Annotated in this window: 11 protein-coding genes; 1 reads left to right on the top strand and 10 read right to left on the bottom strand. The window is 37.9% G+C overall.

Annotation, left to right across the window (positions count from 1 at the left end; translation table 11 throughout):
- The 3 genes from F3H01_RS03750 to F3H01_RS03740 form a co-directional block, all read right to left on the bottom strand.
- The coding region (locus tag F3H01_RS03750; protein WP_149724908.1) for a basic amino acid ABC transporter substrate-binding protein at nt 1–767 on the bottom strand (767 nt) is incomplete at its 3' end.
- An 11-nt stretch (nt 768–778) separates the two neighbouring features.
- Entirely contained in the window at nt 779–1,507 is a 729-nt protein-coding gene (locus F3H01_RS03745; protein WP_149724891.1) for an amino acid ABC transporter ATP-binding protein, read from the bottom strand.
- The gene (locus F3H01_RS03740; protein WP_149724890.1) at nt 1,500–2,210 is read right to left on the bottom strand and encodes an amino acid ABC transporter permease; all 711 of its coding nucleotides are present in this window, start codon (nt 2,208–2,210) and stop codon (nt 1,500–1,502) included. The genes F3H01_RS03745 and F3H01_RS03740 overlap by 8 nt, the downstream gene beginning before the upstream one ends.
- 150 nt (nt 2,211–2,360) lie before the next feature.
- Between F3H01_RS03740 and putP the strand changes: the two genes are divergently transcribed.
- The gene (putP, locus tag F3H01_RS03735) at nt 2,361–3,848 is read left to right on the top strand and encodes a sodium/proline symporter PutP (RefSeq protein WP_149724889.1); all 1,488 of its coding nucleotides are present in this window, start codon (nt 2,361–2,363) and stop codon (nt 3,846–3,848) included.
- 58 nt (nt 3,849–3,906) lie between these two features.
- On the opposite strand, the gene mnmC is transcribed toward putP, so the two are convergent.
- The 7 genes from mnmC to pyrH are packed head-to-tail and all read right to left on the bottom strand — an operon-like array spanning nt 3,907 to nt 12,645.
- Nucleotides 3,907–5,775: a bifunctional tRNA (5-methylaminomethyl-2-thiouridine)(34)-methyltransferase MnmC2/FAD-dependent 5-carboxymethylaminomethyl-2-thiouridine(34) oxidoreductase MnmC1 gene (mnmC, locus tag F3H01_RS03730; RefSeq protein WP_149724888.1), complete on the bottom strand. Its 1,869-nt coding sequence runs from the start codon at nt 5,773–5,775 to the stop codon at nt 3,907–3,909.
- Nucleotides 5,772–7,214 carry an N-acetylmuramoyl-L-alanine amidase family protein gene (locus F3H01_RS03725; protein ID WP_149724887.1) on the bottom strand — a complete coding sequence of 481 codons (1,443 nt, stop codon included), beginning with the start codon at nt 7,212–7,214 and terminating at the stop codon, nt 5,772–5,774. The genes mnmC and F3H01_RS03725 overlap by 4 nt, the downstream gene beginning before the upstream one ends.
- Nucleotides 7,211–8,302: a nitronate monooxygenase gene (locus tag F3H01_RS03720; RefSeq protein ID WP_149724886.1), complete on the bottom strand. Its 1,092-nt coding sequence runs from the start codon at nt 8,300–8,302 to the stop codon at nt 7,211–7,213. The genes F3H01_RS03725 and F3H01_RS03720 overlap by 4 nt, the downstream gene beginning before the upstream one ends.
- Nucleotides 8,303–9,508 (bottom strand): tyrosine--tRNA ligase, encoded by a 1,206-nt coding sequence (gene tyrS / locus F3H01_RS03715; protein ID WP_087586260.1) that lies wholly within the window; start codon nt 9,506–9,508, stop codon nt 8,303–8,305.
- Between the two features lie 10 nt (nt 9,509–9,518).
- Nucleotides 9,519–11,708, bottom strand: a complete 2,190-nt coding sequence (locus F3H01_RS03710) for a RelA/SpoT family protein (protein ID WP_149724885.1) — start codon at nt 11,706–11,708, stop codon at nt 9,519–9,521.
- Nucleotides 11,695–11,910: a DNA-directed RNA polymerase subunit omega gene (locus F3H01_RS03705; RefSeq protein WP_021091717.1), complete on the bottom strand. Its 216-nt coding sequence runs from the start codon at nt 11,908–11,910 to the stop codon at nt 11,695–11,697. The genes F3H01_RS03710 and F3H01_RS03705 overlap by 14 nt, the downstream gene beginning before the upstream one ends.
- An 18-nt stretch (nt 11,911–11,928) precedes the next feature.
- On the bottom strand, nt 11,929–12,645 hold the full coding sequence (pyrH, locus tag F3H01_RS03700) for a UMP kinase (protein WP_054196984.1): 717 nt from the start codon (nt 12,643–12,645) through the stop codon (nt 11,929–11,931).
- Nucleotides 12,646–12,698 lie beyond the last annotated feature (53 nt).

The following is a 12,698-nucleotide window of genomic DNA, read 5'->3' as shown; positions in this document are numbered from 1 at the left end:
TTTAATCCATATTTATCTAGCATTTTGTCAAATTCGCCAGATTTTTGTAGCTCATCGATCGCTGCGTCTATCTTCTTGATAAGCTCAGTGTGTTTGCCTTTATCAAACGCCATCGCAAATCCTTCCGTGCCATCAGGAACTCTTAAAAATTCTTCCAAATCTGGATTTTGTTTTAAATATTCAACTCCTATCGGACTATCAGTTAGCACAACATCGATTTTGCCAGCGTTTAGTGACATGATAGCGGCTGCTACATTTTCAGCAGGTATCGACTTAGTAGTTATGCTTTTGGCTGCTTCTTCTTGAAGCGTGCCAACTTGAGCTGAAATTTTCTTATCCTTAAGGTTGTCTTTATTTACATCTGAGCCTTTTTTGCGGATAAATAAATTTTCTGAAAAATAATATGGCTTGGTGAAATCAACCGATTTTCTTCTCTCATCAGTTGCACTCATTCCGCTTATGGCAATATCGATTTTACCGGTTTTTAATGCTGATATCAGTCCATCAAAGCTCATATTTGCAACATCAAATTTTATCCCAGTTTTTTTGGTGATCTCATTTAATAAATCTATCTCAAAGCCAACAATTTTATTATTTTCATCAAGATATTCAAAAGGTGGATAATCAGCGCTCGAGCCAACTTTATAAACTACATTTTTACTAGCTTCTTCGGCATTATTTGCTATATTTTTTTTGTTAGCATCGTTACCACAACCTAGTAAAAACAAAACTAAGCTCGCCATCAAAAATTTTAAAATTTTACTCATTTTCTACTCCTTTAATGATTTAAAATTTTGCCTAAAAACTCTTTTAAACGCTCGTGCTGCGGATTCGTAAAGATATTTTTTGGTGTGTCGTCAACTGCGATTTTACCTTTATCCATAAAGAAAATTCTATTTGCCACATTTCTCGCAAAGCCCATCTCATGGGTCACCACAAGCATTGTTATGCCCCTTGCAGCAACATCTTTCATAATATCAAGCACCTCTCCGATCATCTCAGGATCAAGCGCACTTGTCGGCTCGTCAAAAAGTATCACTTCTGGCTCCATCGCTAGGCTTCTAGCGATCGCAATACGTTGTTTCTGTCCGCCTGAAAGCTTGTGCGGATAGGCAAATTTCTTATCACTTAGCCCAACACTTTTTAGCAACTCATCAGCTCTTTTTTCTGCACTTACTTTATCTAAAATTCCCGCTTTTATCGGAGCTAGAGTTAAATTTTGCAAGACGTTTTTATTTGCAAAAAGATTAAAGTGCTGAAAAACCATGCTCACTTTTTGGCGAATTTTATTTATGTCTGATTTTTTATCTAAAATATCTTCACCATTTATCTTGATGTGTCCGCTATCTGGCTCTTCAAGGCGGTTTATGCAGCGTAAAAATGTACTTTTGCCACCACCACTTGGACCAATTATAGCTATAACTTCACCTTTTTTTATATCTACACTAATATCATTTAAAACTCGCAAATCGCCATAACTTTTGTTTAAATTTTTAATCTCAATCATGGCGGTTTAATCTCCTCTCGAGTAGTTTTGCCAAAAGTGTAAAAAATTTAACACTCACATAATAGACAATACCTGTAAAAATGACTGGCTCTGGACTATAAAAGACCGCTTGCAAGCTCTTACTTTGCATCGTGATATCAACGACGCTTATATAGCCCACGACTGATGTCTCTTTAAAAAGTGAGATAAACTCATTTGCAAGAGCTGGCAAGATATTTTTCGTAGCTTGTGGAAAGACTATCTCGCGCATCGAAACATAGTAGTTTAGGCCCATCGCACGAGCCGCTTCCATTTGTCCTTTATCGACGCTATTTATACCACTTCGTACGATCTCGGCCACATAAGCAGAGCTATTTAGTCCAAGTGCGATGAGAGCTACATAAAAATTATCACTCCATGTTGCAAAAATGACAACTGAAAATATTAAAAGTTGAAGTATTACAGGTGTTCCACGTAAGATATCGATATATTCATCAATTATAAAATTTAAGACTTTGATATTTAAAAATTTAATAAACGCCAAGGTAAATCCAAGTGTTATGCCTATGACAATACCGCCTATAGTAAGCCCTAAAGTCACTCCGTAACTTTTGATATAAGCAATCTCTTGAGCCTCACTAAGATCTCTTGGATAGAAAAAATATGCTCCAAGTGAGACGATTATTATAAAAAATAGAAATTTAGCTAAATTTTGAGCCTTCAACTTTGTCCTTCTCTTTAAAATATGGCTTTAAATAATACGAAAAAATTTATATCATTTTGCTTAAAAGTGTTTAAGGATCGGCACTGAATGTTGTAATTTAAAAAAATTTATATTAACATAAGCCATTTATCTTAATTTGAAAGGAAATTTATGAGCTTTGGGTCTTATTTAGCCATCGCCATCTATTTTGGCTTTTTGCTCTTTATCGGACGATATTTCTACGATAAAAATGCAAGTATGAACGAGTATCTGCTAGATAATCGTCGAATGGGTCCAGTGGTTACTGCACTTAGTGCTGGTGCTTCTGATATGAGTGGTTGGATGCTACTTGGCGTGCCCGGAGCATTATACGCAACTGGCATAGCAAATGTGTGGATGATAATCGGTCTTATCATTGGAGCTTACTGCAACTATCTATTTTTAGCAAAGAGGCTTAGAATTTATACTGAGGTTGCGAGTGATAGCATCACGATACCGGATTTTTTAGAAAATCGCTTTAAAGATAGGACTAAAATTTTAAGAATCGTATCTGGTCTTATCATTTTGATCTTTTTCACACTTTATGTAAGTAGCGGCATCATCGCTGGTGGCAAGACGTTTGAGAGCTTTTTTGGTTTAAAATTTGCCTACGGAGCGGTCTTTACACTTGTTATCGTGGTCTTTTACACATTTTTTGGTGGATTTAAAGCAGTTAGTATAACTGACGCATTTCAGGGGCTTTTGATGTTTTGTGTCCTAGTCTCGATCCCAGTCGTGGCATATCTAAATTTAGACTTGCCAAGCGATACAAATTTGATAAAAGAGATAAGCAAGCTTGATGCAAATCACCTAAACCCATTTAGAGATCAAACTTTTTGGGGAATTTTAGGACTTATGGCTTGGGGATTTGGCTATTTTGGTCAGCCACACATCATTGTTAGATTTATGGCTATACGTGATTCAAAAGAGCTTGCCAAAGCAAGAAGGATCGGCATTGGTTGGATGAGCATTGGGTTGCTTGGTGCGATTATGAGTGGACTTATCGGCTTTGTCTACTTTAGTCAAAGAGGCGGGCTTAGTGATCCTGAGACGGTGTTTTTAAAGCTTGGTGAGCTACTTTTCCCACCATTTTTTATAGGCATTATCATCTCAGCTGTGCTTTCAGCGATAATGAGTACTATCTCAAGTCAGCTTTTAGTTACATCTAGCTCGGTAACAAAGGACTTTATCTTTGCATTCTATAAAAAAGAGATTAGTCAAAATACACAAACAGCGATCAGTCGCTATGCTGTCGTAGTAGTAGCCATAGTTGCTACTGTACTTGCTTTTATCTCAACAGATAATGTTCTAAACGTCGTTGGCAACGCTTGGGCTGGATTTGGTGCGAGCTTTGGGCCAGTGCTACTTTTTAGCCTCTACTGGAAGCGCATGAGTGCACTTGGAGCATTAGCTGGTATGATAGCTGGAGGTGCGACCGTAATATTTTGGATCACTTCAGGACTAAACGCTTATGTTTATGAAATTTTGCCTGGCATCATAGCTTCTTGCATAGCGATCATTAGCGTAAGTATCTGGGGAGATGCGATAAATAAAATGACGAGCGAACCTCACGAGCAAATTATAAAAGATGAATTTGAAAAGATGAAAACAAGGCTTTAAGCCTAAACTTACAAGAAATTCCTAGTATCTTGTGCTAGGAATTTCTGCTAATTGCCTCTTAAAGTTTTAATCCCTTTTTTAGTTTTCTTATCAAAAATCTAGCTGGATGAAGCTCATGAAATAGCGATCTTTCTATACAAAGTGGGCGATCAAGCACAAGATCAGCTATCAAATTTGCTCCAAGTATCGCTGTGCCAAGACCTCGTGAGCCATGAGCAAAATTTACAAAGACATTTTTTTCGTAGCTTGCCTTTGGATTGTTATCTTTATTTTTGCTCCAAAATAGCCCTTTGTAGTTTTGCTTGTAAAATTCTTCATCATGCAAGGCGCCAATTATCGGAAACCTATCTCCGCTATAGCTTCTATATCCCACACGTGAGCCGATAATGGTGGCTTTTTTGATGTCGAAAAACTCGCCTACATCGCTTAAATTTTTAGCATTATCCTCAACTTTAGGCATATCGCAAATTTCATTTCTGGCATAAGTAGCGCCGATAACTTGCGCACCTTTGACAGCTGGGCAGATGTAGCCTTTTGCGCTTAGCGGCATGGCATTTTTTAGCACTGGTTTTAGGTGCGTGACTTGGCCTCGGACACTGCTTATTTGCATGTCGTAGCCCTTAAAAATTTCACTGCTCTTACTGCTAGTGCAAAAGACCAAAATATCAGTCTCTAAAATTTTACCATTTTTAAATTTAACGCTGATCTTGCCATTTTGAAGGTACTCTCTGCTCTCGTACTCATGGTTAAATAAAATTTCAAAGTTGCTTGATAAAAATTTACAAATTTCTCTTGGTCTAGCGTATGCACCATCTTTTATAAATATCCCAGGATATGGCTTTAAGCTCTCATCAAATTTAAAAATATCCTCTACGCTTTGATCCTGCCACGAGCCATATCTTTTAATAAGCTCATCGTCAAATGCGTAGTCGATGCAGCCATTAAATTTGATAAGGCTTTTTGGCAAAGTTGCCTTGTAAAATCTCACTGCTTGCAAAAATGCGTTTAAGTGCATGCGACCTAAATTTACCCCAGGCTTTGTAACTAGTGGCATCAAAGCACCACAGTGATTGCCTGAGCCATTTGTAGCCACTTCACCCTTTGCCTCGGCGATCACCACTTTAAAGCCATTTTTGGCTAGCTCGCCAGCTGTTGCAAGTCCAGCCACGCCAGCTCCTATGATAAGTGCTGTTTTATCTTTTGGTTTAGCAACTGGCTCGCATCTCGCAAACCAAGCATCCTTTAAATTTTCATCCTTTTTCTCTAGCACGGCGCTACTCATCTGGCGTTTTCTAGAGTAACCCTCTTTTAGGCTTAGCAAAAAGCCAGCGCCCTTTAGTCCGTCTTTTACTATTTTTGCACAAGAGTAGGTTCTAGCAATCGTGCCAACCTTGCTTAGTCTTGCGATCTGCCTAAAAATTTCTTCGCTCCAGATCGAGCCATTTTTACTTGGAGCAAAGCCGTCTAGAAACCAAATATCAGCGCTAAAATCAAGCTCAGGTAAAATTTCTTTAGCCTCGCCGTAGCAAAGATCAAGTGTGATATTTGGAGCAAAATTTATACGGTGTATGCCCTCAATAAGAGGCGGATAGAGCGAAACTAGCTTTTTGGCATAAGCTTTAAAAATGCCTAAATTTTCATAAATTTTTAAAAGATCATCTTTTTTAATAGGACTTTTTTCGATACTAACGAAGTGAAGTTTTTTATTACTATCTTTAAATTTCTTACAAAGCGTGAAAAAATTTAGCCCGGCACCAAATCCTGTCTCAGCGATGACGAAGCTATCTTTACTCTGCCAAATTTCATCAAGTGCGCTTGCAAAGACAAATTCGCTCTCAAGCCAAGGTTTGTCGGTATTAAAATAGATATCGCCAAACTCCTCGTTAAATGGAATTTGCCCTTTAAAGCTTAAATTTGCATTTTTCATCTATTTTTTGCAAAATATCCATCGATGCCGTTTGCGATGCCGTTTGCAAGGGCATTTTGATATGCATCATTAAAGAGCTTTTCGCCCTCGACTGGATGCGTGATATAGCCGATCTCAACAAGAACTGCCGGCATAAGAGCGCCTACAAGCACCCAAAATGGCGCCTCTCTCACACTGCCATCACTTGCAGCATAGACCTTTCTGGCACTTGCTAAAATTTCTTTTTGGATATCAATGCCAAGCTTATTTGAGGCGATAATCTTCTCGCGATTTAGTACATTTAGAAACGTCTGCTGTGAAAAGTAGTTCATCTCTTCGATATCTGATTTGTTCTCAAGCGCGGCCGCGTTTTTACTACGTTCACTTCTTGCAGGCGATAAGAAAAATGTTTCAATGCCGTGCATGCTTTTTGCCTTTGTGGCATTTGGAGCGGCATTTGCGTGAATAGAAACAAATAGATCAGCCATCTTATCATTTGCAAATTTTGTTCTTGTTCTTAAATTTATAAAGACATCGGTTGATCTAGTAAAATAGACCTTGTAGCCACGTGCTTTTAGTATGTCGCCAAGCTTTTTGGCTACACCTAAAACCGCAGTTTTTTCCTGAAGTTTGCCATTTACTGCACCTGGATCAGTGCCACCATGACCCGGATCGATGACGATCGTTTTGTTGCGTGAAAATTTACCAGTCGCAACTGGTGGCAAAGGTGCTGCTACTGGCTCACTTTGTGCAGGCTGAGGATTTAAATTTGGCTCAGGCTCTTTGTGTGGCACTTCTTCATTTTTGTTTTTAGTTTTATGAAGTGGTGTTTTTACATTTTCGTTTGAGATAAAATTTTGAGCGCTGATTACAAGCAGATCACCTGTTGCATTTGCTTTTATAGTCTTTTGGATCTTATCAGAAAAAATAACTCTAACAGTATTTTTATCATACTGCGAGATGTGAATATAATCAGATATAAAATTTTTATAAGTTAGCGGATTACCGTTTAATCTACCATCGATATCCATAATGTTTTTATATGTATTTTGTTGCTTTAAAAAGGATGTTTTTAGTTTTGCAGTATCGATTTTTGTATTAAACTTAAGCACTAAAGTGTCATTTACCTTGGTTGCACTAAGCAGAGTCAAAGTAGCGGTGCTAGGCGTACTAGCGCTCTTTACGCCATTTAGTGCATTTAGATCTTTTATATACCCACTTGAATCAAAACCAAGCGATTTCGAGCTGGTTATAAGTCTTGTGAGCGCTTGTTTTTTTGTATTTTTATCGTTTTTTATGATCGCGTCGACATAGATATCTTTTATATCGTTGTGAAATTTGATCTTTACACTTCTGCTTGAGCTGGCAAAATTTTTATCAAATTTTGCAAATATCTCAGAATTTGTCGCAGCAAAAAGAAAATTACAAACAATAAAAAAGAGGATTATCGCTCGTTTCATTCACCATGTACCAGCTTGTGCATTAGCTCTTTTACGCTTATTAGCTCTTTTAGTTTATATCCGTTTGCTCCCGTGAAAAATAACCCTGTCTCTTTTTTGCCACTAAATGAGTCAAACAGCCTATCAGCGATGCAATATCCAACCTCTTTAGCACCTTTGCCCCTTTGACAAGGGCTCACGCAGTTGCTTATACACTGAATCTTTGGCCCCATCCTTTTTTCTACCAAATTTATCAAATTTGTTCTAATCCCACGAGCCGGATAGCCAACTGGACTTTTTATAAGCTCTATGTCCTTTTCCTCGGCTGCTAGTATCACTTCTTTAAAGCCAATATCTGCGTCACACTCATGAGTGCCGATGAAGCGTGTGCCCATTTGAACGCCGTCTGCTCCAAGCGATATTGCTTTTTCTATATCATTTTTATCCCAAATTCCACCGGCTGCGATGAGCGGAAAGTCGCCCCACTCTTTTATCTCAGCCTTTACTTGTGGGATTAGATTGAATAACGAAAACTCAGGATCAAGGCACTGCTCGTAAGTAAAACCCTGATGCCCACCGCTTAGTGGTCCTTCAAGCACAACCGCGTCTGGCAAGCGATCATATCTTTGTAGCCAACGTTTGCATATGATCTTTAGTGCTTTTGCACTTGAGATAATAGGAACTAGCGCGACTTCTTTAAAATTTAGTGTAAATTCTGGCAAATTAGTAGGTAGTCCAGCACCTGATACGATGATATTTATACCGGCTTCACAAGCATCTTTTACCACTCTTGCGTAATCATTTGCAGCGTACATTATATTTACGCCAAGTGGCAGGTCTCCACAAATTTTTCGTGCATTCTCAATAATTGCTCTAAGACCTCTTGTTGAGTAGAAATTCTCACTTCCAAATGGCTTTGCATTTAGCTCTTTGTTTATAAATTTACGATTTTCATAATATCCTGTGCCAACTGAGCTGATTATTCCAAGACCGCCTTCAAGGCTGACATTGCCAGCTAGTTTGTCCCAGCTGATACCAAGTCCCATACCGCCTTGAAATATCGGATACTTTATCTCATATTTTCCTATTTTTAATGGCTTTAACTCCATCTATTCAACCTTTACTTTTGCAAATTTACGCTTACCAACTTGCAAGATATATTCACCTGCCTCTAATTTTAACTGCTCATCACTGATCTTTTCTTGATTAATGCTAACCGCATTTGCCTTTATGTCGCGTCTTGCTTGAGAATTTGACTCGCTTAGCTCACACTGCGATAAAGCTTCCACGATCCAAACTGGTGCTTTTAGGCTAAATTCTTTTATATCAGTTGGGAGCTGATTTTGAGAGTGTACGCTATTAAACTCAGCCATCGCAGCCTTTGCAGCCTCCTCGCCGTGATACCTTGCTGTTATTTCGTACGCAAGGTCCTCTTTTGCTTTTTTTGGATGATATTTACCATTTTTTACGTCGTTCATTAAATTTTCTATCTCGCCAAGGCTTTTTGTGCTTAAAAGCTCGTACCAACGCCACATTAGCTCATCGCTTATACTAAGCGTTTTTGCAAACATATCATTTGCATTTTCGGTTACGCCGATGTAGTTTCCAAGGCTTTTGCTCATCTTATTTACACCATCAAGCCCTTCAAGAAGAGGCATCATGATGACAGCTTGCTCTTTGCCAACATTATATGTTCGTTGTAAGGTTCTGCCCATTAGAAGGTTAAATTTTTGATCCGTACCGCCCATCTCGATATCGCACTTCATCGCAACGCTATCATAACCTTGAAGAAGCGGATACATAAATTCACAAATTGAAATTGGACTACCAGATTTTATCCTTTTTTCAAAATCATCGCGCTCTAGCATTCTAGCGACTGAAAATGTGCTAGTTAGCTCTATCATTCCAGCGGCTCCAAGCTCATTTGACCATTTTGAGTTAAACATGATCACAGTTTTTTTTGGATCTAAAATTTTAAAAACTTGCTCTTCGTAGGTTTTAGCGTTTTTTAAAACTGTCTCTTGATCTAGCTTCTTTCTGGTGGCTGATTTGCCGGTTGGATCGCCTATTTGAGCAGTGAAGTCGCCTATTAAAAACTGCACGATTGCACCATGTTTTTGAAGAAGTGCCATCTTGTTTAAAACGACTGTGTGTCCTAAGTGAAGGTCTGGAGCAGTTGGATCAAAGCCAGCCTTTACATAGAAATTTTCACCTTTTTCATAATAGTTTTTTATTAAATTCTCAACTCTTTCAAAGTCAATAATCTCGGCAACACCGCGTTTTATCTCTTGTAAAATTTCAGCTATATCTTGCATTATCTTTCTCCTAGTTATGGTATGGATCGGTTTGCGAAACGAAATCTATAATCTTATATCTATCTTTGATCTTCTCTTTTAGCTCGTTTGCATCGATATTTTCGGCTATCTCAACACTTATTTCAAATGTATCACCGCTAAGGTCATTTGCTTCGTTTAGCGAGATTGTAGCCAAATTTACATCTAGTCTAGCAAGATATGTTAAAAATTCAGCCAACGCGCCTTTTCGGTTCTCAAGATTTAATAAAATTTTATATCTATGTGGGGCATTTCTAGTCCATTTGACAAAGATGATCTCATTGCCCTTATCCATAAGCTTTCCAGCACGCTCACAAAGCTTGTGATGCACCGTCACATTGTGTCCATTTTTAAAGCCAACTATGCTATCGCCTCTTTTTGGGTTACAACAATAGTCAAACTCGACATTTGAAATTTTATGATTTGAATAGATTACGATATTTTCAAATTTTTGCTTTTTAACCTGATATTTATCGCCCAAAGAGATCATAAAAGGACGCTCTTTTTTTATATACTTTTTAAGCATATTTACGACCTCTTGCAAAAAATCGCTTTCAGTTGCAGCACGAAAAACTTTTTTGCCTAAATTTTCATGCTCTATCCAGTCTAAAATTCTATCTTTAGAAACGCCAAAAACTGACTTTAAAATATCAACTGCGATTTTATAATTTATATCTTTTATCTTTTGCTTGCAGTATGTCCTTATCGTAGCTCTTGCTTTACCAGTTCGAACGCTATTTATCCACGAACAGCGAAATTTTGCCTCCTCGCCAGTTACAATCCTTACAATATCGCCGTTTTTTAGCTCTGTTAAAAGTGGCATTCTGACGCGATTTATATAAGCTTCTTTTGCGTAAAGTCCGATCTCTGTGTGAATCTCATAAGCATAATCAAGTGCAGTAGCCCCACGTGGAAGCGTAAAAACCTCACCTTTTGGCGAATAGACCGCAATATCTTCTATATAAAGACTATCTTTTGCATATTCATAAAGCTCTTCGACATTACTTTCAGCTTCATTGTTTTGCATACCAATGTCGTTTAGCCAGTCAAGTTTTGGATTTAGTAAACTGCCCTCACCATTTTTGTATTTCCAGTGAGCTGCGACACCGTATTCAGCTGTTTTGTGCATATCGTAAGTACGAACTTGTGCCTCAAAAATACTCTTATTATCAAAAATAGTTGTATGTATCGTTTGATAACCATTTTGCTTTGGAAGTGCAATATAATCCTTAAATCTTGAAATAAGAGGATTAAAATTTATATGCAAATTCCCAAGCGCAAGGTAGCAATCAAGCGGCTTTTGCACAAGAATTCTAATAGCAAGCAAATCAAGCACCTCTTCAATCGAAATCCCTTTTCTTTGCATTTTTAAATAAATCGAATAGTAATGCTTTATACGCTTTTGTATCTCAAAAGTGCCCTCAATAAAGCCATTTTCAAGCAAAATTTGATTTACTTTCTCGTAAAAAGCATTTAGCTTAAGGCTAAGCTGCTGCTTATTTTTATTTAAAAAACTATCAATCTTGGCGTATTCTTCTGGCATAGCATATTTAAAACTTAGATCTTCAAGTATATTTTTAATCGATGAAATTCCAAGCCTATGAGCGATCGGAGCATAGACCATAAGCGTCTCTTCAGCAATTCGTTTTTGTTTTTCTACTTTTAATGCATCAAGGGTTAGCATATTATGAAGTCTGTCACAAAGCTTAACCACAAGAACTCTAACATCCTCAATGGAGATTAAAAGCATTTTTCTAAAGGTTAGTGCCGAGCTTGCTAGTTTTTCGTTACTACTTGAGCTTGCAAGCTTGTTTTCTCTTATAGCAACTATCTTCGTAAGCCCTTCAACCAGCTTTGCCACTTCATCACCGAATTCAGCCTGGACTTCGCTAAGTGTAACTTCAGTATCTTCAACCACATCGTGAAGTAGTGCGGCTATGACCATGCTCTCATCTCCACCCATATTTGCTACTATTGATGCTACTAAGATAGGATGGATTGCGTATGGCTCGCCACTTTTGCGGTATTGACCAGCATGAGATGTGACACAGCTATCTATAGCTTTATCTAATTTCTCGCTTCGTTCGCAAAGAGAAAAGAGCAGTGTTATAGCTTCTGAAACATTTTTACAAGGTAAAATTTGTTCTATTAGCTGCTCTAAAAAAAGACTATTTTCCTTCAACTATTGCCTCTAAGCCTATTTTGCCCTCAGCTACTTCAAGTAGCGCAATGTCAGCAAATTTCATCTTTGAAGTATCGGCTTCTACAAGCACTACTGCTCCATTTGCTAGTGCTTCTGCACGCTTTGCTACGATAAGTGAAAGTTTATATCTATCATCACCAACTTGCTTTAACGCTCTTGCTGTTATTTGTTCTGTTCTCATATTTATCCTTTTTAAAATTTATTTTACTACTGAATATAGGGCTGCTTCTTCTTCATTTATTATTTTTAATAAATTTCCAGCCTTAAACATATTACAAACCAAAATAGGCAGTGAGTTATCTTTTGCTAAAGCTATAGCAGTATCGTCCATAACCTTGATATCATCGCTCATTGCCTTTTCGTAGTTTAGTGATTTTAAAAGTTTTGCATCTTTGAATTTTTTAGGGTCTTTATCATAAACGCCATCAACCTTTGTAGCTTTTATGATCATATCTGAGCCAATTTCAATAGCTCTTAAAGTTGCTGCTGTATCAGTTGTAAAGAATGGATTGCCAGTACCTGCAGCAAATATAACGACTCTGCCTTTTTCCAAATGGCGCTGCGCACGTCCAACAATGAAAGTCTCACAGATCGCTTCCATTTTGATTGCACTTTGCACTCTCACCTCTAGCCCACTTCGCTCTAAAGCTTCACGCATCGCGATTGAGTTGATAACAGTTGCTAGCATGCCCATGTGATCGCCGCTCGTTCGTTTAATAATGCCATCTTTTGCAGCGCTCACACCACGTATAATGTTGCCACCACCTATTACGATGCCAACCTCGATACCATTTTCGACAAGCTCTTTTATCTCATTTGCTATAAATTTAAGCACCGCCGTATCTATGCCAAAACCATTTTCTCCCGCTAAAGCTTCGCCCGAAAATTTAACCAATACGCGTTTTCTTTTACTCATTGTCTTGCTCCTTAAAATTCATCCATTCTAGCCAAAAAGGCTTTAAATTTAGT

Origin of the sequence: Campylobacter concisus (assembly GCF_902460875.1) — a bacterium.
Lineage (GTDB): Bacteria > Campylobacterota > Campylobacteria > Campylobacterales > Campylobacteraceae > Campylobacter_A > Campylobacter_A concisus_AA.
This window is presented reverse-complemented; position numbering and strand designations above follow the sequence as displayed.

What these genes read in the sequence shown, in the direction of transcription:
- F3H01_RS03745 (WP_149724891.1), bottom strand. Translation starts at nt 1,507, where the DNA reads ATGATTGAGATTAAAAATTTAAACAAAAGTTATGGCGATTTGCGAGTT.
- putP (WP_149724889.1), top strand. Translation starts at nt 2,361, where the DNA reads ATGAGCTTTGGGTCTTATTTAGCCATCGCCATCTATTTTGGCTTTTTG.
- mnmC (WP_149724888.1), bottom strand. Translation starts at nt 5,775, where the DNA reads ATGAAAAATGCAAATTTAAGCTTTAAAGGGCAAATTCCATTTAACGAG.
- F3H01_RS03725 (WP_149724887.1), bottom strand. Translation starts at nt 7,214, where the DNA reads ATGAAACGAGCGATAATCCTCTTTTTTATTGTTTGTAATTTTCTTTTT.
- F3H01_RS03720 (WP_149724886.1), bottom strand. Translation starts at nt 8,302, where the DNA reads ATGGAGTTAAAGCCATTAAAAATAGGAAAATATGAGATAAAGTATCCG.
- tyrS (WP_087586260.1), bottom strand. Translation starts at nt 9,508, where the DNA reads ATGCAAGATATAGCTGAAATTTTACAAGAGATAAAACGCGGTGTTGCC.
- F3H01_RS03705 (WP_021091717.1), bottom strand. Translation starts at nt 11,910, where the DNA reads ATGAGAACAGAACAAATAACAGCAAGAGCGTTAAAGCAAGTTGGTGAT.
- pyrH (WP_054196984.1), bottom strand. Translation starts at nt 12,645, where the DNA reads ATGAGTAAAAGAAAACGCGTATTGGTTAAATTTTCGGGCGAAGCTTTA.